General features: G+C 58.6%; 18 protein-coding genes. 6 read left to right on the forward strand and 12 right to left on the reverse strand.

Annotated features, from left to right (window positions below):
* Nucleotides 1–21: 21 nt before the first annotated feature.
* On the reverse strand, nucleotides 22–2,640 hold the full coding sequence (pepN, locus tag BHU62_RS00805; protein ID WP_073528696.1) for an aminopeptidase N: 2,619 nt from the start codon (nucleotides 2,638–2,640) through the stop codon (nucleotides 22–24).
* Nucleotides 2,641–2,977: 337 nt separating this feature from the next.
* On the opposite strand from pepN, the gene BHU62_RS00810 reads away from it, so the two are divergent.
* From BHU62_RS00810 to BHU62_RS00830, 5 genes are all read left to right on the forward strand, one after another.
* On the forward strand, nucleotides 2,978–4,678 hold the full coding sequence (locus tag BHU62_RS00810; protein WP_073528697.1) for a GGDEF domain-containing protein: 1,701 nt from the start codon (nucleotides 2,978–2,980) through the stop codon (nucleotides 4,676–4,678).
* A 255-nt stretch (nucleotides 4,679–4,933) separates the two neighbouring features.
* Nucleotides 4,934–6,139: a nicotinate phosphoribosyltransferase gene (gene pncB, locus BHU62_RS00815; RefSeq protein ID WP_073528698.1), complete on the forward strand. Its 1,206-nt coding sequence runs from the start codon at nucleotides 4,934–4,936 to the stop codon at nucleotides 6,137–6,139.
* Nucleotides 6,140–6,353: 214 nt separating this feature from the next.
* Nucleotides 6,354–7,754, forward strand: coding sequence for an asparagine--tRNA ligase (gene asnS / locus BHU62_RS00820; protein WP_073528699.1), 1,401 nt, complete (start codon nucleotides 6,354–6,356; stop codon nucleotides 7,752–7,754).
* A gap of 303 nt (nucleotides 7,755–8,057) precedes the next feature.
* The gene (ompC, locus tag BHU62_RS00825) at nucleotides 8,058–9,167 is read left to right on the forward strand and encodes a porin OmpC (protein ID WP_073528700.1); all 1,110 of its coding nucleotides are present in this window, start codon (nucleotides 8,058–8,060) and stop codon (nucleotides 9,165–9,167) included.
* A 245-nt stretch (nucleotides 9,168–9,412) separates the two neighbouring features.
* Nucleotides 9,413–10,603: an amino acid aminotransferase gene (locus BHU62_RS00830; protein ID WP_073528701.1), complete on the forward strand. Its 1,191-nt coding sequence runs from the start codon at nucleotides 9,413–9,415 to the stop codon at nucleotides 10,601–10,603.
* Nucleotides 10,604–10,676: 73 nt separating this feature from the next.
* Here the strand turns inward: BHU62_RS00830 and BHU62_RS00835 are convergent, their stop codons facing one another.
* From BHU62_RS00835 to cmoM, 7 genes are all read right to left on the reverse strand, one after another.
* Nucleotides 10,677–11,324: an MBL fold metallo-hydrolase gene (locus BHU62_RS00835; protein WP_073528702.1), complete on the reverse strand. Its 648-nt coding sequence runs from the start codon at nucleotides 11,322–11,324 to the stop codon at nucleotides 10,677–10,679.
* Nucleotides 11,325–11,389: 65 nt separating this feature from the next.
* The gene (locus tag BHU62_RS00840) at nucleotides 11,390–11,938 is read right to left on the reverse strand and encodes a YcbK family protein (protein WP_073528703.1); all 549 of its coding nucleotides are present in this window, start codon (nucleotides 11,936–11,938) and stop codon (nucleotides 11,390–11,392) included.
* A gap of 180 nt (nucleotides 11,939–12,118) precedes the next feature.
* The gene (gene ldtD / locus BHU62_RS00845; RefSeq protein ID WP_073528704.1) at nucleotides 12,119–13,918 is read right to left on the reverse strand and encodes a L,D-transpeptidase; all 1,800 of its coding nucleotides are present in this window, start codon (nucleotides 13,916–13,918) and stop codon (nucleotides 12,119–12,121) included.
* Between the two features lie 221 nt (nucleotides 13,919–14,139).
* Entirely contained in the window at nucleotides 14,140–18,588 is a 4,449-nt protein-coding gene (mukB, locus tag BHU62_RS00850) for a chromosome partition protein MukB (protein ID WP_073528705.1), read from the reverse strand.
* Nucleotides 18,585–19,313, reverse strand: coding sequence for a chromosome partition protein MukE (gene mukE, locus BHU62_RS00855; RefSeq protein ID WP_073528706.1), 729 nt, complete (start codon nucleotides 19,311–19,313; stop codon nucleotides 18,585–18,587). The genes mukB and mukE overlap by 4 nt, the downstream gene beginning before the upstream one ends.
* Nucleotides 19,294–20,616 (reverse strand): chromosome partition protein MukF, encoded by a 1,323-nt coding sequence (gene mukF, locus BHU62_RS00860; RefSeq protein WP_073528707.1) that lies wholly within the window; start codon nucleotides 20,614–20,616, stop codon nucleotides 19,294–19,296. The genes mukE and mukF overlap by 20 nt, the downstream gene beginning before the upstream one ends.
* Nucleotides 20,613–21,398: a tRNA uridine 5-oxyacetic acid(34) methyltransferase CmoM gene (cmoM, locus tag BHU62_RS00865; protein WP_073528708.1), complete on the reverse strand. Its 786-nt coding sequence runs from the start codon at nucleotides 21,396–21,398 to the stop codon at nucleotides 20,613–20,615. The genes mukF and cmoM overlap by 4 nt, the downstream gene beginning before the upstream one ends.
* A 152-nt stretch (nucleotides 21,399–21,550) precedes the next feature.
* On the opposite strand from cmoM, the gene elyC reads away from it, so the two are divergent.
* On the forward strand, nucleotides 21,551–22,324 hold the full coding sequence (gene elyC / locus BHU62_RS00870) for an envelope biogenesis factor ElyC (protein WP_073528709.1): 774 nt from the start codon (nucleotides 21,551–21,553) through the stop codon (nucleotides 22,322–22,324).
* A 7-nt stretch (nucleotides 22,325–22,331) separates the two neighbouring features.
* Here the strand turns inward: elyC and BHU62_RS00875 are convergent, their stop codons facing one another.
* From BHU62_RS00875 to BHU62_RS00890, 4 genes are all read right to left on the reverse strand, one after another.
* A complete protein-coding gene (locus BHU62_RS00875) occupies nucleotides 22,332–23,228 on the reverse strand; it encodes a YcbJ family phosphotransferase (RefSeq protein WP_073528710.1) in 897 nt (298 codons plus the stop codon).
* Between the two features lie 149 nt (nucleotides 23,229–23,377).
* Nucleotides 23,378–24,127 carry a 3-deoxy-manno-octulosonate cytidylyltransferase gene (kdsB, locus tag BHU62_RS00880; RefSeq protein ID WP_073528711.1) on the reverse strand — a complete coding sequence of 250 codons (750 nt, stop codon included), beginning with the start codon at nucleotides 24,125–24,127 and terminating at the stop codon, nucleotides 23,378–23,380.
* Nucleotides 24,124–24,306 (reverse strand): Trm112 family protein, encoded by a 183-nt coding sequence (locus BHU62_RS00885; RefSeq protein ID WP_004928237.1) that lies wholly within the window; start codon nucleotides 24,304–24,306, stop codon nucleotides 24,124–24,126. The genes kdsB and BHU62_RS00885 overlap by 4 nt, the downstream gene beginning before the upstream one ends.
* A gap of 297 nt (nucleotides 24,307–24,603) precedes the next feature.
* Nucleotides 24,604–25,830: a winged helix-turn-helix domain-containing protein gene (locus BHU62_RS00890; RefSeq protein ID WP_073528712.1), complete on the reverse strand. Its 1,227-nt coding sequence runs from the start codon at nucleotides 25,828–25,830 to the stop codon at nucleotides 24,604–24,606.
* Nucleotides 25,831–25,859: the final 29 nt, after the last annotated feature.

Genomic DNA, 25,859 nt, shown 5'->3' on the forward strand with positions numbered 1-25,859 from the left:
GATCGATTCACCGTGAAAAGATCAGGCGTCGAGCGCCTTGCTGATCTTCTCGTACAGATCGCCGGACAGGTTTTCCAACCCTTTCAGCTGTTCCAGCGCCTTGCGCATCAACGCCTGGCGGCCGGCATCGTAACGCTTGAGGCGAATCAGCGGTTCAATCAGACGCGCGGCAATCTGCGGGTTGCGCTGGTTAAGATCGCTGAGGATCTCTGCCAGGAACTGATAGCCGCTGCCGTCTGCCGCATGGAACGCCGCCGGGTTGCCGGAAGCGAAGCCGCCGATCAGCGAACGGGTGCGGTTCGGGTTGCCCAGGCTGAACGAACGGTGTTGCAGCAGCGCACGCACCTTGCTCAATACGTCCGCCGCCGGGCTGCCGCCCTGCAGCACGAACCATTTGTCCATCACCAGACCATCCTGGTGCCAACGCTCGTCGAACGCCGCCAGCAGGGTATCGCGGCACGGCAGCTGGGCCGCTACCGCGGCGGACAGCGCCGCCAACGAATCGGTCATGTTGTCCGCCTGACGATACTGTTCGCTCACCAGCTGGTCAGCCAGCGCGGCGTCTTCGCCGAACGCCAGATAGCCCAGGCAAACATTACGCAGGGCGCGCTTGGCAATCTCGGCGTGCTCCACGCGGTAACCGTCGGTCTTGTTGGCGTGGTACACCGCCAGCCATTCATCGGCCAACTCCCGTGCCAGGCAACGTACGATCGCTTCGTGCACCGCAGCGATCGCTTCCGGATCGATGGTAGCAAACAGCTCGGCGATTTCGTTTTCCGACGGTAGCGTCAGAATCTGCGCCGCCAGCGCCGGATCCAGCTTCTCGTCCAACAGCACCGCGCGGAACGCGTCGGCCACGTGCAGCGGCAGCGACAACGGCTGTTTCTGCTGGTGCCGTGCCACGTTCAGTTTGATATAGGTTGCCAGCAGACTCTGCGCCGCATCCCAACGCGCAAATTCATTGCGCGCGTGCTGCATCAGGAAGGTCAACTGCTGATCGCTATACGGGTAATCCAGCTTCACCGGCGCGGAGAATTCGCGCAGCAGCGACGGCACCGGCTTGTGCGCCACGCCGTCGAACACGAAGGTCTGCTCCGCTTCGGTAACGTTCAACACGTTGTTGACCGGCAGGCCGCCTTTCTGCAGCGCGATGACGTTGCCTTCGCTGTCATACAATTCAATATCCAGCGGAATGTGCAGCGGCAGCTTCTCCGGTTGATCGGCAGTCGGCGCGGTTTTCTGGCTGACATGCAGGCGATACTGCTGAGTTCCCGCATCGTACTCATCACGCACCGTCAACAGCGGCGTACCGGACTGGCTATACCAGCGGCGGAAGCGCGACAGATCGACGTTGGACGCATCCTCCATCGCCTGCACGAAATCGTCGCAGGTGGCGGCGCTGCCGTCGTGGCGTTCGAAATAGAGCTGCATCCCTTTCTGGAAGTTCGCCTCCCCCAGCAGGGTGTGCATCATGCGGATCACTTCGGAACCCTTTTCATACACCGTCAGGGTGTAAAAGTTGTTCATCTCGATCACTTTGTCCGGGCGGATGGCGTGCGCCATCGGACTGGCGTCTTCGGCGAACTGCGCGCCGCGCATCACGCGCACGTTATCGATGCGGTTGACCGAGCGCGATCCCAGATCGGAACTGAACTCCTGATCGCGGAACACCGTCAGCCCCTCTTTCAGGCTGAGCTGGAACCAGTCGCGGCAGGTCACGCGGTTGCCGGTCCAGTTGTGGAAGTATTCGTGGCCGATCACCGCTTCGATGTTCAGGTAATCCTTGTCGGTGGCGGTTTCCGCCTTCGCCAACACATACTTGGAGTTAAAGATGTTTAACCCTTTGTTCTCCATCGCACCCATATTGAAGAAGTCGACCGCCACGATCATATAAATGTCGAGATCGTATTCTAGGCCGAAGCGGGTCTCGTCCCACTTCATCGAGTTCTTCAGCGAGGTCATTGCCCAGTCGGCGCGATCCAGATTGCCGCGATCGACGAACAGTTCCAGCGCCACCTTACGGCCGGAACGGGTGGTGAAGCTGTCGCGCAGCACGTCGAAATCCCCCGCCACCAGCGCGAACAGGTAACACGGTTTCGGGAACGGATCCTGCCATTGCACCCAGTGACGGCCGTCGGCCAATTCACCCTGGCCGATGCGGTTGCCGTTCGACAGCAGGAACGGATAGCGCGCCTTGTCGGCCACGATGCGGGTGGTAAAGCGCGCCAGCACGTCCGGGCGATCCTGGTAATAGGTAATGTGGTGGAAACCTTCGGCTTCGCACTGCGTGCACAGTGCGTCGCCGGACAGGTACAACCCTTCCAGCGCAGTATTTTTCGCCGGGTGAATATCGTTGACGATGGTGAGAGTGAATTCTGCCGGCAACGCTTCGATGATCAGCTGGTTATCCTGCTGACGGAAGGCGCTCCAGGGTTGGCCGTCGACCTGAATGCTCACCAGCGTCAGGTCTTCGCCATCCAGCACCAGCGGTGCGCCGGCCGCGCCCTGACGTTTGATTTTACTGACGGCGGTCACGCGCGTGGTTTCCGCATCCAGACTGAAGTCCAAATCGATATCGGTCGTGGTGTAATCGGGCGCGCGATAATCGTGGCGGTATTTTGCCTGTGGCTGTTGTGTCATAAAAACCCTTAAACGTCTCAGTGAGTTATAGGTGCCAGGCCGCTCTTCTCCTTCGGACCGCAGCCGGTGTGTTCCCCTGCGGCGCGCGGCGGGCCTGAATTGTGAATAAACTGTATCACAGCTGGCCGAAAAGCCCAGAGCAGCCGGGCGGCCACGATAGAGAAATCAGAGGCAAATCATAATTCGCCCGCCTGACATCAGCTCGGTTGACCTATGGCTAAATAAAAATCAGCATTTAATGCTAAAAAACCGCCATCTGGGTGCGCCGGCATAGTTGAGGCGACACAGGCGGCATGGTGGTATAATTGCCGAATCAGGCCCAGGGATGACTCGCACTATGAAAATTAAATACGCAATCTATTTTTTTACCCTGTGCCTAATGACCTCCTTCTCGCTGTTCATTGTCGAAGAGCTGCTCGAAGCCCATACCGACTACCGCGACAACCAGCTCAATCTGTACAAAATTGATCGCGCCAAAGAGATCTCCGAGGCCTTTCAGGCGTCGTTGCACGCCCACCGCCTAAAACGGTTGAGCCTGATCGATCCGCAGATCACCCGCGCGCAATGTTTGGTTGCCGATCGGGTGGCGCGCGAGAAAATCGCCCGGATCCGCGAGCATCTGAACGATGCAGTGGCCAAACAGCTCGGCGTGCGGCAAAAAATCGCCGCGCTGTCGATGATCGGCCTGATGGAACAGCTGCTGGATAATGACAATCTGCAGCTTTCTCAGGTCAACAACGCCAATGCCAATCTGTTCAATATCAACAGCGCCTATTACATCTCGCAGACCAGCAAGAACTATTACCGCTACACTTACGATACCCGGATGGTGGATACCGACTCCTTTATGTTTCTCGAAGCAATCCGCCTCAACAACCGGCTGAATATGTCGCTGACGGAGCTAAGCGATCAGATTATCGATGTCAACGTCAACCCGCTCGACAGCAAAGACGCCTATCTGAAGTCCATCCAGCTGACCGGCGTATTGAACGCGCTGAGCACCCGACTGATCTTTATGAAGATCAACTACGACGACGTGCAAACCACCGACATCGTCAATCAATTGCTTACCCAGGTGTCTGCCGAACGCCTCAAACAGATCACCGATGGGATGTATACCGCCATCAATACCCAAAAGCCTTATCCCGCAGCGCTTATCTCGCGCTACGTCGACGAGCTGAGCGCGCTTTCGCAGGCGCTGTATCAGCGCAGCTTCGAGTTGGAAACCGTCGCCTCACGCCACAAGATTTACGACAGCCAGACCACCATTTACGGCATGATCGCGCTCACCGGTCTGGTGGTGTTGCTGTTCATTTTGCCGGCGCTGGTGTTCTGCACCAACATCAACCGTTGGCTGACCAAAACCCACAACAACATCGTGCGGCTGTCGCGCGGCGAGATGAATATCGACCGCAACGACGCCTTCTACAGCCGGGAACTGATCGCCATCAGCGACGCCATTCAGCAACTCAGGCAGTACCAGTTGGACAAGGTCTCGCTGGAGAGCGAGAAACAGCTGCTGATTAAAGAACTCGAGGCCTCTTCCTTCCTCGATCCGCTCACCAACATTTATAACCGCCGCAAGTTCTTTCTCGAATGCCAACTGTTGGGCGACGGCAGCTACCCGCAGGCCTTTTGCCTGATCGACATCGACAACTTCAAACAGCTCAACGACAGCTATGGCCACGACGTGGGTGACCGGGCGTTGGTGGAATTCGGCCATTTGCTGCAACGCGCGTTCCGCGCCAGCGACATTTTCTGCCGCTACGGCGGCGAAGAGTTCGCGGTGCTGCTGGGCAGTTGCTCTTTGGACAACGCGCGGGACATCATGGAGCAGCTGCGCGCCCGCACCCATCGCCTGACGTTGAATCTGGCCGACGGGCGGCAAGTGCGTTTCACCACCAGTTGCGGCATTGCGCCGGTCAATGCGTTCACCGCGTTGCAGGGGGCGATCAAACAGGCGGACGAAGCGCTCTATTTTTGCAAAAAGAACGGCAAAGATCGGGTCAGCGTGCACACCCAAGTCGGGTTTATCTGATTAGCTGTTTAAAATAATTAACATTATAATTTTTATGACTAATTAGGCTAAGTCATTCACCTTACAGGCATATCTGGCCTTTTTTTCGCCCCGCCGCCGCCTGGCCGTCATAAAGGCACGTTTAATCCTCGACCCGCTTTGGTGATTTATGGTGTGATGCGGCTTCAATAACAGGATAATCCGGGTATACTCCACCCCCACTTTTATGATTATCCGGATTTGGACACGCGCCTGACGAGGATGCTGTAACGCGCTATGACTCAATACGCTTCCCCGATTTTGACATCACTGCTTGATACCGACGCTTATAAGCTTCATATGCAACAAGCAGTGTTCCATCGCTATCCCGCCATCAGCGTGGCGGCGGAATTCCGCTGCCGCGGCGACGATCTGCTGGGCGAATATGCCGACGAGATCCGCGCGCAGGTAGCGCTGATGAGCCAACTGGCGCTGACCGACGCCGAATTCGCTTACCTCTCGGGCCTGCCCTTCTTCCGGCAGGATTACCTGAACTGGCTGCGGGCGTTCCGCTACGACCCGCAGCAGGTAACCATCGACAACCATGACGGCAAGCTGCAAATCCGCATCGCCGGGCCATGGCGCGAGGTGATCATGTGGGAGGTACCACTGCTGGCGGTGATCAGCGAGGTGGTACACCGCCGGCGTTCTCCGCAGGCGACGCCGGAACAAGCGGTGGCGCATCTGCAATCCAAGCTGGCGCAGTTCAAAACGCTGGCGGGCGATCTGGATCTCTCGCGCTTCAAACTGATGGACTTCGGCACCCGCCGCCGTTTCTCTCAGGGCGTGCAGCAGGCCATCGTCAGCACATTGCAGGCCGAATTCCCGTACCTGTCGGGCACCAGCAATTACGATCTGGCGCACCAGCTGGGCCTGGCGCCGGTCGGCACTCAGGCGCATGAGTGGTTCCAGGCGCACCAGCAAATCAGCCCAGTGCTGGCCAACAGCCAACGCGCTGCGCTGCAGGCATGGCTGGATGAATACCCGGATCAACTCGGCATCGCGCTCACCGACTGCATCACCATGGACGCCTTCCTGCGCGATTTCGGCCCGCAGTTCGCCGAACGTTATCAGGGGCTGCGCCACGACTCGGGCGATCCCGTCGAGTGGGGTGAAAAAGCCATCGCCCACTATCAAAAGCTGGGCATCGACCCGATGAGCAAAACGCTGGTGTTCTCGGACAACCTGGACCTGGAAAAAGCGCTGGCGCTCTATCGCCATTTCTATCAACGCATCAATCTCGGATTCGGCATCGGCACACGCCTGACCTGCGATATTCCGGGCGTCAAACCGTTGAATATCGTGATTAAACTGGTCGAGTGCAAGGGCAAGCCGGTGGCCAAGCTCTCCGACAGCCCCGGCAAGACGATCTGTCAAGACCAGGCGTTCGTCAGAGCCCTGCGCAAGGCCTTCGACCTGCCGCTGGTGAAGAAAGCCAGCTGATCCTTCTTTTATAACAGCAAAACAAAGCCGAGCGGATTTGCGCGCCGGCTTTGTTTTTATCCCGAACGCCCTCTTTTCAGCCAGCCGCAATAAATGTTGCGCCAATCCGATGATTTCTGCTTGTGCTCTGCACCGCGGCAAGTAACATAGCTATTACCCCCATATTCTTGGGTTGTAAGCTATTTCTAAACCAAATTATTAAAGAGAGAAATCTATGAGCGTAGTGCCTGTAGTCGACGTACTGCAAGGTCGTGCTGCGGTTGACAGTGAAGTCACCGTACGCGGCTGGGTACGTACCCGGAGAGATTCAAAAGCTGGTATCTCCTTCCTGGCCGTCTATGACGGTTCCTGCTTTGATCCGTTACAGGCCGTCGTTAATAATTCTCTGCCGAATTATCAGGATGAAGTGCTGCACCTGACCACCGGCTGTTCGATTGAAGTCACCGGCAAGGTTGTCGCTTCGCCGGGCGAAGGCCAGAGCTTCGAACTGCAGGCCACCGCCATCAAAGTGGTCGGCTGGGTCGACGATCCGGACACATACCCGATGGCGGCCAAACGCCACAGCATCGAATACCTGCGTGAAGTGGCCCACCTGCGTCCGCGTACCAACCTGATCGGCGCCGTGGCGCGCGTGCGTCATACTCTGGCACAGGCGATCCATCGCTTCTTCCATGAAAACGGTTATTTCTGGGTGTCCACCCCGCTGATCACCGCCTCCGATACCGAAGGTGCCGGCGAGATGTTCCGCGTGTCCACACTGGATCTGGAAAACCTGCCGCGCACCGACAAAGGCGCCGTCGATTTCAGCCAGGACTTCTTCGGTAAGGAAGCCTTCCTCACCGTTTCCGGCCAGCTGAACGGCGAAACCTACGCCTGCGCGCTGTCGAAGGTTTACACCTTCGGCCCAACCTTCCGCGCCGAAAACTCCAACACCAGCCGCCACCTGGCGGAATTCTGGATGATCGAACCGGAAGTAGCCTTCGCTACGCTGGATGACGTCGCCGGCCTGGCCGAAAGCATGCTGAAGTATGTGTTCCAGGCGGTGCTGGATGAACGTGCCGATGACCTGAAATTCTTCGCCGAGCGTGTGGATAAAGACGCCATCGCTCGCCTGGAACGTTTCGTCTCCTCCGATTTCGCCCAGGTGGACTACACCGACGCCATTGAGATCCTGTTGGCCTCCGGCCAAACCTTCGAAAACCCGGTTTCCTGGGGCATCGATCTCTCCTCCGAGCATGAGCGTTATTTGGCGGAGAAACACTTCCAGGCGCCGGTGGTGGTGAAAAACTACCCGAAAGACATCAAAGCCTTCTATATGCGCATGAACGAAGACGGCAAAACCGTCGCGGCCATGGACGTGTTGGCGCCGGGCATCGGCGAAATCATCGGCGGCTCGCAGCGTGAAGAGCGCCTCGACGTGCTCGACCAGCGCCTGGAAGAGATGGGTCTGAATAAAGAAGACTACTGGTGGTACCGTGACCTGCGTCGCTACGGCACCGTGCCGCATTCCGGTTTCGGCCTGGGCTTTGAACGTTTAATCGCCTATGTCACCGGCGTGCAAAACGTGCGCGATGTGATCCCATTCCCACGCACGCCACGTAACGCAAGCTTCTAATTCACACGATCAATCATTTTTTAAACGATTTCGTTACAAAACAAAGGCCAGCATCGCTGGCCTTTCGCATTTTTTAATATTGACGCCCGTCACAAAGTTCCCTAAAAATTACATTCAGTTACAAATACTTTCTTTTTGCAACCTCATTAGGACATTGGTATCATTTTCGTCCTAGATTAACCCGCCTGTGAATGGAACACTGCGTTCAGACACAGGACGACACCAATCTATCAACAATAGTTCCCAAAGAATTATTGGCGGCAGTGGCAAAGGTGTCCGAATAACACCAATGAGGGTAATATAATGATGAAGCGCAATATTCTTGCAGTGGTAATCCCGGCTCTGTTGGCTGCTGGTGCGGCAAACGCAGCTGAAATCTACAACAAAGACGGCAACAAGCTGGATCTGTACGGTAAAGTTGACGGCCTGCACTACTTCTCCAAAGACAAAGGTAATGACGGCGATCAGACCTATGTTCGTTTTGGCTTCAAAGGTGAAACCCAAATTACAGACCAACTGACCGGTTACGGCCAGTGGGAATACAACGTTCAGGCTAACCACTCCGAATCTCAGGGCACCGAAGGCACTAAAACCCGCCTGGGCTTCGCTGGCCTGAAATTCGCTGACTACGGCTCCTTCGACTACGGTCGTAACTACGGCGTACTGTACGACGTGGAAGGCTGGACCGATATGCTGCCAGAGTTCGGTGGCGATACCTACACCAACTCCGACAACTTCATGACCGGCCGTACCAACGGCGTTGCAACCTACCGCAACAACAACTTCTTCGGTCTGGTTGACGGCCTGAACTTCGCTCTGCAATACCAGGGCAAAAACCAGAACGATAAGCGCGCGCTGAAAAAACAGAACGGCGACGGCTTCGGTATCTCCTCTACTTATGACATCGGCGAAGGCGTAAGCGTCGGTGCGGCATACGCATCCTCCAGCCGTACCGATGACCAGAAAGACGACTCTACCGCTACGGGCAAAAAAGCTGACGCATGGACCGTGGGCGCGAAATACGACGCCAACAACGTCTACCTGGCGGCGATGTATGCAGAAACTCGCAACATGACCCCATACGGCGAGTCTGACTTCACCATTGCTAACAAAACTCAGAACTTCGAAGTGACCGCTCAGTACCAGTTCGACTTCGGTCTGCGTCCAGAAGTGTCTTACCTGCAGTCTAAAGGTAAGGATCTGGCTGGCCGTACCGCACACGGTGCTAACTTCGGTGGCGGCGACGCTGACCTGGTTAAATATGTTTCTGTTGGTACCACTTACTACTTCAACAAAAACATGTCCACCTACGTTGATTACAAAATCAACCTGCTGGATAAAAACGCGTTCACCGAAGCTAACGGCATCGCTACCGATAACGTCGTCGGCGTTGGCCTGGTGTACCAGTTCTAAGTTGTCTCGCTTAACGGCGGTTTACCGTCGGCTAAGTTAAAAAAACAGGGCTTCGGCCCTGTTTTTGTTTGTGTCAGCCGGTAATTTTTTATCCTGCCAATTTCCCCTTCCCCATCATTTTTTCTGTTGAACTCGCCCCCTTCACAAGATCGCGGTGTTTTTATCGCAAACGGTTGGCAAAGCCGATAACTGGCGCTACCCTGATGCTTCTGTCTGCTTAACTCCGAGATTTGGAAGCACCTGACATGTTTGAAAAAATCACCGCCGCACCCGCCGACCCGATCCTGGGCCTGACCGACATTTTCCGCGCCGACGCCCGCCCGAATAAAATCAACTTAGGGATTGGCGTTTATAAAGACGAAACCGGTAAAACGCCGGTGCTGACCAGCGTAAAAAAAGCTGAACAGTATCTGCTGGAAAATGAGACCACCAAAAACTATCTCGGCATTGAGGGCATCCCGGCGTTCGCCAGCTGCACGCAAGAGCTGCTGTTCGGTAAAGAGAGCCCGATCGTCGCCGATCGGCGCGCACGCACCGCACAGACGCCAGGCGGCACCGGCGGCCTGCGCGTGGCGGCAGACTTTATCGCCAACCAGACCAGCGCCAAACGCATCTGGATCAGCAACCCAAGCTGGCCCAACCACAAGAACGTCTTTGGTGCCGTTGGTCTGGAAGTGCTGGAGTACGCCTACTATGACGCCGCCAACCACGCGTTGGATTTCGACGGCCTGCTGAACAGCCTGAAACAGGCACAGGCCGGCGATGTGGTGCTGTTCCACGGCTGCTGCCATAACCCGACCGGTATCGATCCAACGGCGGAACAGTGGGCACAGCTGGCCGAACTTTCCGTCGCCAATGGCTGGTTGCCGCTGTTCGACTTCGCGTATCAGGGCTTCGCCAACGGTCTGGAAGAGGATGCGCAGGGCCTGCGTATTTTCGCCGCCAAACATAAAGAACTGATCGTCGCCAGTTCCTACTCGAAAAACTTCGGTCTGTACAATGAACGCGTCGGCGCTTGCACTATTGTGGCCGCCGATGCCGAAACCGCCGATCGCGCCTTCAGCCAGGTGAAAGCGGCGATTCGCGCCAACTATTCCAACCCGCCATCGCACGGTGCCGCCGTGGTCGCCACCATTTTGGGCAACGACGCCCTGCGCGCGATGTGGGAGCAAGAGCTGACCGACATGCGCCAGCGCATTCACCGCATGCGTCAGCTGTTCGTGAATACCCTGCAGGAGAAAGGCGCGCAGCAAGACTTCAGCTTTATCATCCAGCAGAACGGCATGTTCTCGTTCAGCGGCCTGACCAAAGAACAGGTGCTGCGCCTGCGCGAAGAGTTCGGCGTCTACGCCGTGAACTCGGGCCGGGTGAACGTGGCCGGTATGACGCCGGACAACATGGCACCGCTGTGTGAAGCCATCGTCGCCGTGCTCTGAGAATAACGACGCGGATCGTAAAGAAAAGGGGCGCTCGATGCGCCCCTTGATTATTTCTGCCGGGAAATAATCGTTACCACACCGCCGGCTCTTCGCGCAGGAACGGATTGGTCTGGCGCTCGTGGCCGAAGGTCGACATCGGGCCATGGCCGGGGATAAAGCGCATATCGTCGCCCAACGGCAGCAGCTTGGTGCGAATAGAGGCAATCAGCGCCTGATGGTCACCGCGCGGGAAGTCGCTGCGCCCCACGCCGCCGTTAAACAGCACGTCACCCACCAGCGCCAAACGCGCCTGCTCATTGATAAAGACGATGTGGCCCGGCGTATGGCCAGGGCAATGCAGCACCTTGAGCGTCATCTCGCCCACCAGCATCTCATCGCCTTCCGACAGCCAACGGGTTGGTGTCAGCGGCGCGCACTCTTGCAGCCCGAACATCCGGCTCTGCGCCGGCAGGCCGTCCAGCCAAAAGGCATCTTCTTTATCCGGGCCATAGATCGGCACCTGATAATGTTCCGCCAGCTCCGCCGCCGCGCCGACGTGATCCAAATGGCCGTGCGTCAGCAAGATCTGGGTAATCGTCACGCCCTGCTGCGCCACTTCCGCTTTGATTTTTTCCGCTTCGCCGCCGGGATCGACCAACGCCGCCTGCTGAGTGTTTTCACACCAGATCAGACTGCAATTCTGGCTAAAGGCGGTAACGGGAATAAGATGGTATTTCATAAGGCTCCAACGACAATAACGCCGCTTCCGCAAGGCGCGGCGTTATTCACTGATGGGCACAGCGATTACCAGGTCCGCACCGGACCGGTATCGATGTGTACGAAGTTGCTACGTGGGTAATATCCTACACCACCGGCGCGCATTTTTAACGCCGCTTTGCGGATATTGCTTAGTTGGATGCCTTCGATATGGAAATCCATCGCCTGGCCTTTGGTATGGTAGCTGTGCTTGGCGACGCCGCGGCTGCGGGCGCGCAGCTCGTTATTGGTGTCCACCGAGCGGTAGCCGGAGACCAGCTGCACCGGTTTGCTGGTGCCCAGCAGCCCCTGCAGGCGATAGAGGTGATCAAACAAACGGGGATCGATCGATTTAACCTTATTGGCGCGATAATCGCGGAACAGATGATTTAGCCGCACCAGTTCGTCTTTATTGTAACCTTTGCCGTCAAAGAACTCGGCTTTAATGGATTCACCAGTATGTAGGTTATTCAGCACTAAAATACGCGGTCGAGCGGTGGAAAGGCTGGCAAACGCTTGCCCTGGCAGCAGCGCAATGCCCATAGCTGCGCCACCTAGCGCCAGCCATTTACGGCGGTGATGATCAATTTTGTCCATGACTCTGTTAAACCCGGCAAGAATGTCAAAATAAATGCACAAAGCAGCGCACTGTCCGAACCATAACCGCCCACGTATGCTGAGTCAACCCGCGATACGCCTGGGTTTACGGGCCCCTTCCCACAGGGGCCCGCGCTATAGCCAATCATTCTGACCGTTATTTATTTATAATTACTGCATTTACTGCATTAATTTTTTGGCCTGAGCCAAAATTTGTGCGCCCGATCTCGCCGTATTATCATAATTGTAAATATCTGTACGGAATTGCGGTTGGCCGTCATCCGAGACCCAGGCGGTCAGATAATACAGTTTTACGGGAATACGCTGGCGAATATTCACATAAGTGGTATTCCCCTCTTTCAGCGTGGAGGAAACGCGGCTGTTGTTCCAGCCGGCATCCTGCAGCAGCATATTCGCCAAATCAGAGGCCTTGTTCACCCGCACGCAGCCGGAGCTGAGCGCGCGAATGTCTTTCTGGAACAGACTGTGGTTCGGCGTATCGTGCAGATAGATGGCCTCGGAGCTCGGCATATTGAACTTGAAGCGCCCCAATGAGTTGGTCGCCCCCGGCGCCTGACGCACGCGATACGGGAAGTTGCGCGCAGAGACCATGCTCCAGTCAATCATCGCCGGGTTGATGACCTCAGCGTCGTTGCTCCAGCCCGACAGCACGGTATAGCCATGTTTCTGGAAATAGTTACCGTCGCGCATCGCCTTCGGCACGATATCCTCACGCACCAACGTGGTCGGCACGTTCCACGGCGGGTTGACCACCACATTGTTCAACGCGCTGTTCATCAGCGGCGTCTTGCGGCTCGGCCGCCCAACGATGACGCGGGACGAGAGCACTTCGTTGCCGTTCTGGTAGTAAGTCAGAGAATAGTTAGGAATGTTGACCATGATGCCGGTGCTGACGTGCCCCGGCAAAATCCGCAGGCGCTGGATATTCAACGCCAGCAGCGCGGCGCGCGTTTTCGGTGAGACATTGAGCCACTCACGGGTGCGCACGCCGATCACGCCATCCGCCGTCAGGCCCTGCCATTTCTGGAAGCGCTTGACGCCTTCCGCCAGCTCGTTGGTATAGAGGTTATCGCTTACCACACTGCCGGCCTGCGGTGGCGTCTGCTCAGCGGTCAATGCCGTCGCCGACGGACTGGCCGTTACGTGACTTTTTTCTTCGTCCACCGTCAACCCGCCGTCGTCGGGCTCATTGCTCTTCGCCGAAACCACCGCAGGTTCCGGCTCCGCTGCCGGCGCCGAGGCGGCCAGCATGCCGGTGCGCGTCAGGATCTCGCGCAGCGCCGGGATATCATTGCTCATTTGCCCCGGGCGCAGGCTCGGGCCGCTGCCCACCTGCGGCCAGGGGCGATTGTCCGCCAGCATGTCGCGCAGCGCCTGATGCATCTTGGCATATTGCGGATGCTGCGGCGCGAGCGAATTCACGTAGCTCAGGGTGCGCGCCTGACGCACCGCAAGCTGCCATTGGTTGATCACCGCAGTGGGCGGCAAGCCAAGCTTGTAAGGAATATTGCTGTACAGCCAGTTGTTGCCGTTGGCACCGATGGCGGACACAAACTGCAAGTAGCCCAACATCGCGTCGGACAACACCACATCGCGCCCCACGTCACTGAGCGCCGGATTGGTCAACATTTTCACCCATTGGGTGAACTGCGGCTGCACGCCAGACATCGCCAGCTCGGCCAGCTGCTGTTGAAACTGCTGTACGGCTTCGCGATCCTGCCACATCGGCTGCATACGGTTCGCCGCATACAGCGGTGCCAGCGTTGCAAGGTAGTGCAAATCCATGCCGCGCGGCAACGCGGCCAGCAGTTCAGAACGGCTTTGCGCAACGGACATGCCTGCTGACGCCACCGGAAACGCCGTCACGGTGGCCGATGCGGAAAACGATGACATAAGACTACAAGCGATCGCGCTACCCAGCGCCAAACGCCGTAGCGAGTTTCCCTTTTTAAGCAACATCCCTTGCCCCCTGTATGCTCACAAAAAAAACGTCAAAAAACTGCTTATAGTTTCAGTATACAAACAGAAAGGCCGTTTCGCCCTGCGGGCGTCGAATAACTGTTTATGTGATTAAACTAACCGCTTTTCAACGGATAAAAAAGCAGGACTATCATCCACGCGCACAAAAAAATAGCCACCCTGCGGCGGCTATTTTCGGATTTTTAGGGCGTTTTTCTGCGTTACGACGCCTCTACCTGTGCGGCGCCCAGCGCCGGCGGCTCGCCGGCGAAACCGCGCAACCCCACCACATGCACATGCTCGTGGTTCTGGAACACCTTGCGCACCAGTTTATAGGTGGTGCCTTTCTCCGGGCTGATGTTCTCCGGCGCAGCGATGATCAGCTGCATCTCCAAACGGTCGCACAGTTCGAACAGCGTGGCGATCGACTTGGCATCCAGACGCGCCGCTTCATCGAGGAACAGCAGGCGGCATGGCGAGATGTCTTTACCGCGCAGGCGACGGGACTCTTCTTCCCAACTCTGCACCACCATCACCAGGATCGACATCCCGGTACCAATGGCTTCACCGGTGGACAACGCGCCGCTTTCCGCACGCAGCCAACCGTCGGAACCACGGAACACTTCCACCTCCATCTCCAGGTAGTTGCGGTAGTCCAGCAACTCCTCGCCGATGGTCTGCGGCGTGCGCTGCCCCATGTCGATCTGCGGATTCAGGCGCTGATACAGCTTGGCCAACGCTTCGGAGAAGGTCAGGCGGTTGCTGTTGAACAGATCCTGGTGCTGTTCCTGCTGCTCAGAGAGTACGTCCAGCAGGGTGGCGTGCGCTTCACGCACGTTAACGTTCAGGCGCACGCTCTTCACCTGACCGAAGGCGACGGCCTGCAGCCCCTGGTTCAGCATGCGAATGCGGTTCTGTTCGCGCTGAATGGTTTTGCGAATGATGTTGGCCACGCTTTTCGAACTGATCGCCAGCTTTTGCTCACGGGCGGTCAGCTCTTCGGTCAGACGGCCCAGCTCGATCTCCATCTGCTCGATGGCCTCGACCGGATCGTCGGTGCGGATAATATCCTGACGGATACGCTCACGCAGGTGCTGGTACACCGCGATATAGAACTGGATTTTGCGTTCCGGCCGCTTCGGATCTTCCGACAGGCGCAGCACGTCGCGCAGGTGTTCGTTGTCCGCGACCGCCAAGCGCAGCGCACCGAGCGCCTTATCCGACATCGAGCGCAGTTCGTCGCCATCCATATACGCCAGCTCGCGGCGATGCAGGCGGCGCTCCACGCCGTTGTCTTTCACCAGACGCATCACCGCGCACCAGCCCGCCTTGGCAGTCACCACCTGTTCGCGCAGCTGGTGATAATCGCGTTCCAACTTGCGCAGTTTCTTCTGCAGGCCGTCCATTTCGGCCTCGCAGAAGGTCAGCTGTTTCTCCAGCTGATTGCGGCGAGCGCGGTTGTTGCTCAGCGCCGCATGCAGTTCGTCGCGGCGCTGACGCGCGCGCGCTTCGGCGTTAGCGTCAGCCTGCACGCCGATGTCCAGCAGTTCCTGGCTCAGCTCTTTCAACATGTCGCGCTTGGCGTCATACGAGCTTTTCAGCGAGGCCAGCACCTGACTGTACTGGGTGAACTGGGTTTGGTACTGACGCAGCTGTTCACGGGCACGGGCGCGTTCGGCTTCCGCCTGCTCCAGGCGCTGGCGCAGCTTGTCGTTAAGATCGTTGTTGGCATTCTGCATACCGGCAGAGTCGGTATAGCTGAAGTGCGCGCGGCGCTGCACCACTTCAGTCAGCGCGAACGCCTGCTGTTTGGCCTGGCGCTGCACGCTTTGTGCCTGCGCGTAGTCCTGCTGCAACTGCTCATGCTGCTGCGGATCGCTCTGCAGCACCGACAACAGCGGCTCCAGCTTGGCCAGCGACACGCCGTGCTGCTGAATATGACGCGCGGCATCCTGCGCCTCTTCCAGCTCTTCGCGGATCTCGTCGACGCGATCCTGCAACGTTTCATCATTCAACAACGACACCAGCGGCATCAGCCGGTTGAGCGCGGAGATGCCCTCTTTGGCCTGATCGTACTGCTGACGTTGCTGCTGGTTCTGCGCCTCGTGATTGTTCAGCGCGCGTTCGATCTCGCCACGACGGGCGTTCAGGCCGCGGATCTCCGCTTCCGGGTCGGCGTCGAACGCCACCGCCAGATGAGTGCCGATAAAGCGGCTGAAGGCCTGGTGCGAACGCTGGGTTTTCTGCACGTCGAACGACAGCGTGGCGTAACGCTCCGCCAGCGTTTCACGCTCGGCATGCAGCACTTCCAGGCGGTTCTCGCGCGCCGCGCGGCCGAACAACGGCACTTCCGGGTAGCGGGAATAACGCCACTGGCGATCGGCGATTTTCACCACCACCGCTTTGTCCTGCTCTTCGACGGCGAATACGCTGTCATCGAACGACTGCGGATCCCCTTCGATCAGGTAAAGATCTTCCGGGCAATCTTCCAGCCCTTCCAGCATCTCGCGCACCAGCGACAGATCAGGCACCACGATGGCGTGGCGCGAAGGGCCGTACAGCGCCGAGAAGTAAGGTGCATCGTCAATGGTGACGTCATCGTAAATTTCCGACAGCAGCACGCCGCCGAAACGTTCGGCCAGCGTGACCAGCCGTTGATCTTCCGCGCCGCCTGGCTGGCTGAGACGTTCGATCTGCGCTTCCACTTCCCGCTTGCGTGATGCCACTTCGTCGCGCTCGACGGTGGTTTCACGCTCGCTCTCCAGCAGTTGCTGCATGTATTCAGTCACCTGCTGGCTGTTTTCCAGCGGCTCGCCGCTCTGATCGCTGAGCTGGCCCAGGGCATCCTGCGCCGCCAGCCACACCGGCGCACGCGCCGTCAGCTCACGGATGCGCTGCTGGATCTGCTCCAGCTCCTGGCGCATCTCCATGCGGCGTTCGCCGGCTTCGCTGACGTTCTGCGACAGCGCTTCCAGACGCTCTTCCAGCTCCTGTTGCAGCATGTCGAGATCGTCAGGCTGGTACTCCTGGCCATGACGTTTGCAAAACTCTTGCAGCAGGCGCTCGGCATCCTGCTGCGAGCGCAGGCGCTGTTCCAGCTCGCTCAGGCGCAGGCGCAGCGGCTGAACGCGCTCGGCGAGGTGTTGCTGCGAAGGCCAATCGCGCAGCAATTCGCGCGCGCACTGCCAGGCTTCGCTGCGGCTGACCTGACCGGCGATTTTACCCACCAGCTGATAGGCCTGTTCGAACTGGCCGTGCGCGGCGTCGGCCACGCTCAGCTTCTGTTCCAATCTCAACAACGCTTCGGTCGCTTCCTGCTCGCGGGCCTGGAAGGTGTCCAGCCAATGCTCGGCGTTGTCGGCGGTCAGATCCGGCAGTTGGCACAGCGTGCGGGCGCGCTCCAACGCCTGCAGCGCCTGCTGGTACTGAATGGCGCGGGTCTGCTGCACGTCGAGCGCCTGCTGGTAGTCGGCCAGCTGGCTCTTCAGCTCGTCCACTTCCAGCTCGGCCGCTTCGGCGCGCGCTTCGTTTTCGGCCTGCTGCTCGCTCGCTTCGGCCACCACTTCGTTCTGCTCTTCCAGACGGTAGGTCAGCTCTTCCAGATCGGCTTCATAGCGTTCGATCTTCTCCTGCTGACGCATCGCCGTCTGCACCAGATTCAGGTGGTCGCTGGCGGCCTGGTAATCGGTTTCCAGATCGGATTCGGCGCCGCTTTGTTCGCTCAGCTCACGCGCCATTTCCACATGGCGATACTGCTCGGCGGCCAGCTGCTTGCGGCTACCCAACAGATCGCTGCGCAGCGCCAGCGCACCGTCCAGATGGATGCGGCGTTCGTTGGCGTGGCGCATATAGTCCGCCGCCACATAGGACGTGGCTTCGGAGATCAGATGTTTGAACAGGTCACGGTCCGACTGGGTGACGCGGATCGCTTCCAGCGTCATGCGGTTTTCGCGCAGCGCCGCTTCCATGTCCTGGAACGCCTTGCGCACGCCGCTGTTTTCCGGCAGCAGGTAATCACGCAGCGAGCGGGTGATGGCGCTGGAAATACCGCCGTACAGCGACGCTTCGATCAGACGGTAGAATTTGCTGCGATCGGCGGACGAACGCAGACGTTTCGGGATCACGCCCAGATCGAACATCAGCGAGTGGTAATCGGTGATGGAGTTGAACTGCTTGAACTGCACGCCCTCCATCTCTTCCACACGCTCTTTCAACTCCTGCAGCGACAACACGCGCGCCTGGCGCTCGCCCACGGTCTGGGTCAGCAGCTCGGTCGGATGCACCGCGGTCGGCAGGCCCTGGATGGTGAAAGGTTTGATATCGACCTTGCGATCGCGCCCCGCTACCTGCTGCAGACGCACGCCGACCACCACGCGCTGGTGGCGCGAGTTGACCACGTCGAGGGTGGAGTAACACACACCGGCGCGCAGTTTGCCGTGCAGGCCTTTGTCGCGCGAGCCGCTGGTGGCGCCCGCTTCGGTGGTGTTACGGAAGTGCAGCAGCGTCAGGTCGGGGATCAGCGCGGTGACGAAGGCCGCCATGGTGGTGGATTTCCCCGCCCCGTTGCCGCCGGACAGCGTGGTCACCAACTCGTCCAAATCAAAGGTGCGGGCGAAGAAGCCGTTCCAGTTAACCAGCGTCAGCGAGCGAAATTTACCGCGTTCAATCATTCCTGTTCATCCTCTGCACCGTCAGGAGCATTATCAACCTGCTGATCCTCAGCCTCATTCTCATCATTCAGCGACAGGCTGTTTTCAACCGGCATCGCCTCACCGTCGCGAATCATGCGCAGCTGCGCTTCGCGCGGATCGTCGCCGCTGCGCACGTCGGCGCCGAAGCGGAACACCGCCTCGGTAATGCGGAACTTGCTGCTGTCATTGCCCATGAAGTAGACCATGCCGAGACGGCGCAGGCGGTTCAGCGAGGTGCGCACCTTTTCGTGCAGCTTCAGCCGATCGAGATCTGACCCGGTGGAGCGCTGGTTAACAAACTTCAGCAGCTTGTTCTCATCGGCCAGGCTCAGCAGCTCGTCGTACAACTCCTGATGGCTGAAAATGCCTTCATGCGCCAGGCGCTCGGGGCTGAGGTACAGGTAGCACAAGATTTTACCGACCATCATATCCAGCTCGGACAGCACCGAACGCGGGATCAGCGTGGTGGAGCGCGGGCGCAAATAGAAGAAACCTTCCGGCGCCCGAATCAGCTCGACGCTGTAACGGTTGTAAAACTCTTCCAGCTCATCCTGGAAATCCATTAAAAAGGCGTGATTGTCCAGCTCATCGATACCGATGTGACGACCCGCGCGCAGTTGGCTGTCCAGCGCCGGGAACAGCGAGTTGGACAGCGCCTTGGCCAGCTTGACTGGCATTACTTGTTCAATATTTGTCGATGACATGGGCCTGGACCTTGGCTCCGTAATCATTGATTGCCTGCCATTCCGCCGGCAACCCTGAGAAATCTGCTTCAGCCACACCGAGGCGCACCGCCTGGTCGACCACTAAACGTGCCACGTCAAAATGACGCGCACGCGGATATTGCGCCAGATAATCGCGCATCACCGCTGCAAGGTTGAGCGGCATCTGCTGTTCCTGGTACACCTTCAACGCCTGTTCGATCATCGCCGCCAGCTGTTCGCGAATTTCGCTGAACTCTTCGAACTCCAGATCCGGCGGCAGTTCCCCGGTCACTTCCTCACTGCGCAGCGCCAGTTCTTCGTCGCGCATGTCCAGCAGACGATCGGCATTGGCATGGGTCAGCGCCCACGGGTGGTCGAAATAGGTTTGCACCGACTGGCGCAGGCGTTGGGCGAACACGCGGTTTTTATCCATATCGATCGCGGTACGGATAAATTTATGCACGTGGCGATCGTAGCCGATCCACAGGTCGATCGCCTGCTGGCCCCAGCTGATGATGCGATCCAGCTTGCTCTGCAGATCGAACACCAGCTTGTCGACGAAGCCCAGCTCCACGTTGCCGAGGGTGGCGTCCTGGATGCGCAGCAGGTTGGCCTGCAGCTTGTCGCCCGCCGCATCCAGCGTATCCTGCAGTTCGCGCAGGGTGCCCGAGGTTTCCGACAGCAGCATCTCACAGCTGGAGATCGCCGCTCGCCAGTCTTTGCTCAACAGCGCCGCGATGTCGCTTTTTACGCTCTGCTGCTGTTCGTCCATCACGCGTTGGGTCATGTCGATGCTGTCGAAAATTTCCGCCACCGAATATTTCAACGGTGCGAACACGTTGCGGTGCCAATGGAAATCGTCGCCGCCTTCATCGGCGGCGTCGGCGGCGCGCTTCAGTTCCTGCGCCACGATCGACAGCTGCATCGACAGACGCAGCGTGGAGAATTCGCGTTGGCGAATATAGTAATCGGTAATGCCGATGCCCAGCGGCGTCAGACGGTAAATCGCGTTGCCGTCCGCCAGTTCGCTGGTAAAGCGGTTCAACAGGCGCTGGCGCACCATGTCGTTGATCGCATTGTTGGCGCGTATCGCTACCGTTTCATGCGTCTGTTCAAAACCCTTGCTGACATGGCGAAATGCATCAACCAGCTCACCTTCGCTCATCTCGCCATCCAGTCGTTCGCCGTTCAGGGTGGCGATGGCGAGCAGAAATGCGAGACGCTCCGTAGGGAGCGAAATAGAGAAATCATTTTTCCGTGCCCAGGCGACCAGTTCGGGTACTGTCTGGGAAAATTCACTCATAGTTCGTCCTTCAGGTTTGGTTTATGCGCCATGACGTGAATATAGCGCCCCAAACTCACGTACGGCTCCTGCCGGCAATAGTGCTGTTCAAGCGCCAGTAACTCTTCAAATTTTTGTGTTTGCAGCTGTCTGCTCTGCAGATAATCGTGGAACACCCGCACGCCGGTTTTACCGACGATGCGCATGCCCAGCTGTTCCAGCCAACCGTAGACCTGCAGCGGATCGTGTGGGTATTGTGGCGACAGCGAACGCTTGCGGCGCCGCCTGACCTCGGGATCCACCAGTTGGAAGTTACCCAACACCACGTTGCGCATCAAGAGGCCGTTGGCGTTGAAGAACATCAGCGACAGCGCGCCGCCCGGCGTCAGGCAGTCGTACAACGCCTGTAGCGCCGCTTCGGGTTCGGCGATCCATTCAAGCACTGCATGAAACAATATCAGATCAACCGGCTGTTCCAAATGTTGAGCGATATCCTGCGCAGAACTTTGTACGAATTGCATGTTCTGGCTCACACCTTTCTGTTCCGCCAGCTGCGCGGCGCGCTGGATCATCTCACCAGAAAGATCGCACAACAACACCTGATGTCCTAATTCTGCCAGCTGGCAGGCCATATGGCCTTCACCGCCCCCGGCGTCGAGGATACGCAGCGGCCGCTGCGGCAACTGCGCCAACAGCCCGGTCAGATCCTGCCAAACCACCGCCTGGCGGATTTTCCCTTTAGTGGTGCCGTAAATATTACGCGCAAATTTTTCAGCAATATCGTCAAAATTGCGATCCTGCATGGACAACGGCTCCGCTGATCTCATTCTTATCGGCGGCAAAGCGCACGCCCATTCAAACCTGCTATTTTGGCACAGACTGGCTTAGAATGTATCTTCTTGCGGCCTGTTTATGCCTGGATGCCGCTTTTTCACCCAAAAGGATCTGATTTTCGATGCTGTTCAACCTGAAAAAGTTCTTCGGCGCCCTGCTGATGCCGCTGCCGCTGTTGATGCTGCTGATGGGGCTGGCGCTGCTGCTGCTGTGGTTTACCCGCTGGCAAAAAAGCGGTAAGGCGATTTTCACGCTGAGCTGGCTGTTTTTACTGCTTTTCAGCCTGCAGCCGGTGGCCGATCGGCTACTGCGGCCGATCGAAGCCGAATACCAGACTTATCGCGGCAACGATCCGGTCAGCTACATCGTGGTGTTGGGTGGGGGCTATACCTATAACCCCGACTGGGCGCCCAGCTCGAACCTGCTCGGCAACAGCCTGCCGCGGGTGACGGAAGGCGTGCGGCTCTACCTCGCGCACCCCGGTGCCAGGATGGTGTTTACCGGCGCGTCCGGCGGGCGTATGCAAAGCAACGCCGCCACTGCGGCGCTGGTGGCCGAAAGCCTGGGCGTGCCGCGCAGCGATATGGTGATCCTGGGGGAACCGCGCGATACCGAGCAAGAAGCCGCTCAGGTGGCGAAGCTGGTCGGCGAGCAACCGTTCATTCTGGTGACCTCCGCCAACCATCTGCCGCGCGCCATGCGCTTCTTCGAGGCCAAAGGCCTGCATCCGATCCCGGCGCCGGCCAATCAGCTGGCGATCGACTCGCCGCTGAACATTTGGGCGCGCACCATGCCGTCGTCGATGTTCCTCGGCCATACCGAACGCGCCTGGTATGAAACGCTGGGCAGCCTGTGGCAATGGCTGAAAGGCGCGGATCGCGCTGGCGCCGAGTAGGCCCCGTTCAACCGGCCAGCCAGGGCAGCAGCTGTTGCGACGCATAGTCGAACGGCCGCCGCTCCAGCTTGCCGGTATGGATCAACCGCCCTACCGCTTCCCACACCACGTACAGCCAGCGCCGCGCCAGGAAAGAGTCGGCGACCGGTGCCCGCTGCAGATAGCTGAACAACAGCTGGCTGGGCATACCCGCTTCGCAGAGGCGGAACAGATCGTATTCGCGCGGCGCCCACAGCACCACACCGGGATTGAGCATCGCCAACAGCTGATCGCTTTTGGGATCTTTCAGCATGCTGCGCAGCGACAGGTTGCCGTGCACCAGGACGCAGGGATCGTCGAAACCGACGAAGAAATGCGTCAGCGCTTCGCGCGTGCGGTACAGCAAGCGCCGGTCCGCCATCGTCAACTGCGGTGTATTGAGATTGACCACCGTCGCCCACAGCACCTCGACCCGCTGTTGATACCAGCAAAACCAGTCGTTCTCCTGCGTGCTGTCAACGCTGCCGACGCTGCCGTGACTGTCGATGCGGTGCCAGACCAATACCCCGTCGACGATCTGCTCCATCAACATGTTCCAACGGTCCGGCGAACGCGTCGGCGCTTCGGCCGACACGCCGCGCAGGCGCTCGATCAGCAGAATTTCCTTATACGGCGCCTGGTGGGTACATACCACGCCGTACACCGTAGGCAGACGAATATCCCCGTCGCGCGCCAGCATCGACAGCTTGTAAGCTTCCTGCTGGGCGATGCCCTGGCAGATAAAGCTTTTCGCCATCAGCGGGATGGCGTTGCCCTGCCGATCATACAGCGAATACAGATGCGCATAAGGCTGCTCGCTCACCCGTTCCAGCCGGCTGATGGGCTCACCCAGCACGATGCTCAGTTCGGCGCGTAACTGCTCCATAAGGCATTCACCTCAGGCTAGTAAGGGGGAATGCGTAACATCATCGAACGGTGAGCGGAAAAATTCTTCAACGCAGATCAACAAAACGGGGATCAAAGTGAGGGGGGGGCATCGTCGGCGCGTTGCGCGGCGCGCCGACGACCTCAGGCTCAAGGTTTAATGCTGTCGCGCACGCGCTGGAGATCTTCCGGCGTATCGACCCCCACGCTCGGGATCGCTTTCGCGACCGCCACGTGGATTTTTTCACCGTACCACAGCACGCGCAGCTGTTCCAACAGCTCAATCTGCTCCAGTTGGCTCGGTGCCCAGCTGACGTAACGGCGGACGAAACCGGCGCGGTACGCGTAGATACCAATGTGGCGCAGCAGGCTGGCGCCGATGCTCTCTTTCGACGCGGCGAAACGCTCGCGATCCCACGGAATGGTGGCGCGTGAGAAATAGAGCGCATAGCCCTGCGCGTCCATCACCACCTTCACCGCGTTAGGGTTGAAAGCCTCTTCGGCGCTCTCGATCGGTACCGCCAGCGTCGCCATGCCGGCCTGGCTGCCCGCCAGGTTCTCCGCCACCTGCCGCACGATCACCGGCGGGATCAGTGGCTCGTCGCCCTGCACGTTAACGATGATCTGGTCGTCGGTAAAGCCGTAGTGCGCGATCACTTCCGCCAAACGTTCGGTGCCGGAATGGTGATCCGGGCTGGTCATACACACTTCGCCGCCGGCGGCTTCCACTGCTTTGGCGACTTCCGGGTGGTCGGTCGCTACAATGACGCGGCTGGCGCCGGACTCACGGGCGCGCTCCATCACGTGCACCACCATCGGCTTGCCGTGAATATCGGCCAGCGGTTTGCCCGGCAGACGGGTTGAGGCGTAGCGTGCGGGAATAATGGCGATAAAACTCATGCGTGTTTCTCATCCAGCGACAGCGCACGCGCTTCATTTTCCAACAACACCGGAATGCCGTCGCGCAGCGGGTAAGCCAGCCCGTCCGCTTTGCACACCAGCTCCTGGTTTTCTTTATTGAAGTAGAGTTTGCCGTTGCATACCGGGCAGGCAACGATTTCGAGTAAACGGTGGTCCATGCATCCTCCGCAAGGGGATAGGTCATCTGGGAAAGTGGGTGAGGATAGCATAACGCCCGGCCTCAGGTTAATCATCGGCGGCGTCAGCCCGCCGATATTTCCTCACAACGCCGGCGCAACAGCTTGAACTGCGGCGCATCCCGGCGTAGAATTTTGTGATGAATGTCACACAAAATAACAATGTGTGATCACACGTCTGCAAAAAATCATCGCTCTGTTCGCTAACTTCAGCCACTGAGCCCCCTTTGTAACGAGCGGCGCTGAACTTCGTTTTACCCCCACCGACGGCGTCGCTCGTTATCCCACTTCCCAGCCGGAACCCCATTCAGCGGCCAGCGCCGCTGGAATGTCGCCCAGTGCGACGCGTTGCGCGCCGTGCCATTTGGCGCTGCGCGCGATGGCTTGTCGGATATCCTGCGCCCGCTGTTTGCCGAAGCGCACCTGCGGCTCCGCATGGAAACTGATGATCTCGAACACGCCCTGGCGGCGGTGCGCCTTGGCGTCAATCCGCCCCACCAGCTCACCGCGATGCAGCACCGGCAACGTGAAATACCCGTAGCGACGTTTTTCTTTCGGCGTATAGCACTCCAGCCGATAGTCGAAGTTGAACAACTCCAGCGCCCGGCGACGATCCCAAACCACCGGATCAAACGGTGATAGCAGGCTGGTGACTGTCGATTTGAGTTTGCCCAGCTCCGCCAACGGCAGCAGTTCCGCCAGTGATTCATGCACATAGAACTGCCCTTCCAGCCCCTCTACCCGCACTGGCGTAATCTCCCCCTGCTCCTGCAGCTCTGCCAGCAAGGCTTTCGGCGCAATGCGTTTCAGCCGATAGTAATCCGCCAACCATTCGGCGCGGAATATGCCCAGATAGCGGCAGGTGCGGCGCAGCATCTGTCGGCGCGCCCGCTCCGCAGGCAGCGTATGACGCGCATCGTCCCAGGCCGGCAGCAGCCTTTCGGTCAGATCGTAAACCCGATGGAAGTTACGCCGTTCGGCCACCATCAACTTGCCTGCGGTAAACAGGATCTCCAAATGCCGCTTCTCCGGTTTCCAGTCCCACCACCCGCTGTTGCCCTTTTTCTCGGCGCTGAAATCGGCCGAGCGTACCGGCCCCCGCTGTTCAATGTGCCGCAACAGATCATCCATTGCCGTCTGGTGCTGCTGCACCCAATCGGCAGAGTATTTCCACCCCATGTCATGAGGTGCCAACATGCGGTGGCGCAGCAGGCCAAAATCCTCAATCGGCAGAAAACAGGCTTCATGCGCCCAATACTCGAACAGTTTGCGGCCGGCCAGCGCCTGCTCCAACCATTCCGGCTGATAGGCTCCCAAGCGGCTGAACAGCACCAGATACGGGCTGCGGGCGACAACGCTAATGGTATCGATTTGTAACAGCCCCATGCGTTGGATCGCGCTCACCACGTCATCGGGCCGGGCCTGGTGTTTAAGCGGAGAAAGCAGCCCCTGGGCGGCAAGATGCAGCGCGCGAGCGGCGGCAAGGGAAATTATCGGGGTGGTCATCCTGATATCCGTGGCGAGTAGACAGTGGC

It is taken from the genome of Serratia marcescens (assembly GCF_001902635.1).
GTDB lineage: Bacteria > Pseudomonadota > Gammaproteobacteria > Enterobacterales > Enterobacteriaceae > Serratia > Serratia marcescens_F.

Bases quoted from the DNA above. Each gene is read 5' to 3' on its own strand.
- pepN (WP_073528696.1), bottom strand. From the start codon at position 2,640: ATGACACAACAGCCACAGGCAAAATACCGCCACGATTATCGCGCGCCC.
- BHU62_RS00810 (WP_073528697.1), top strand. From the start codon at position 2,978: ATGAAAATTAAATACGCAATCTATTTTTTTACCCTGTGCCTAATGACC.
- pncB (WP_073528698.1), top strand. From the start codon at position 4,934: ATGACTCAATACGCTTCCCCGATTTTGACATCACTGCTTGATACCGAC.
- asnS (WP_073528699.1), top strand. From the start codon at position 6,354: ATGAGCGTAGTGCCTGTAGTCGACGTACTGCAAGGTCGTGCTGCGGTT.
- ompC (WP_073528700.1), top strand. From the start codon at position 8,058: ATGATGAAGCGCAATATTCTTGCAGTGGTAATCCCGGCTCTGTTGGCT.
- BHU62_RS00830 (WP_073528701.1), top strand. From the start codon at position 9,413: ATGTTTGAAAAAATCACCGCCGCACCCGCCGACCCGATCCTGGGCCTG.
- BHU62_RS00835 (WP_073528702.1), bottom strand. From the start codon at position 11,324: ATGAAATACCATCTTATTCCCGTTACCGCCTTTAGCCAGAATTGCAGT.
- BHU62_RS00840 (WP_073528703.1), bottom strand. From the start codon at position 11,938: ATGGACAAAATTGATCATCACCGCCGTAAATGGCTGGCGCTAGGTGGC.
- ldtD (WP_073528704.1), bottom strand. From the start codon at position 13,918: ATGTTGCTTAAAAAGGGAAACTCGCTACGGCGTTTGGCGCTGGGTAGC.
- mukB (WP_073528705.1), bottom strand. From the start codon at position 18,588: ATGATTGAACGCGGTAAATTTCGCTCGCTGACGCTGGTTAACTGGAAC.
- mukE (WP_073528706.1), bottom strand. From the start codon at position 19,313: ATGTCATCGACAAATATTGAACAAGTAATGCCAGTCAAGCTGGCCAAG.
- mukF (WP_073528707.1), bottom strand. From the start codon at position 20,616: ATGAGTGAATTTTCCCAGACAGTACCCGAACTGGTCGCCTGGGCACGG.
- cmoM (WP_073528708.1), bottom strand. From the start codon at position 21,398: ATGCAGGATCGCAATTTTGACGATATTGCTGAAAAATTTGCGCGTAAT.
- elyC (WP_073528709.1), top strand. From the start codon at position 21,551: ATGCTGTTCAACCTGAAAAAGTTCTTCGGCGCCCTGCTGATGCCGCTG.
- BHU62_RS00875 (WP_073528710.1), bottom strand. From the start codon at position 23,228: ATGGAGCAGTTACGCGCCGAACTGAGCATCGTGCTGGGTGAGCCCATC.
- kdsB (WP_073528711.1), bottom strand. From the start codon at position 24,127: ATGAGTTTTATCGCCATTATTCCCGCACGCTACGCCTCAACCCGTCTG.
- BHU62_RS00885 (WP_004928237.1), bottom strand. From the start codon at position 24,306: ATGGACCACCGTTTACTCGAAATCGTTGCCTGCCCGGTATGCAACGGC.
- BHU62_RS00890 (WP_073528712.1), bottom strand. From the start codon at position 25,830: ATGACCACCCCGATAATTTCCCTTGCCGCCGCTCGCGCGCTGCATCTT.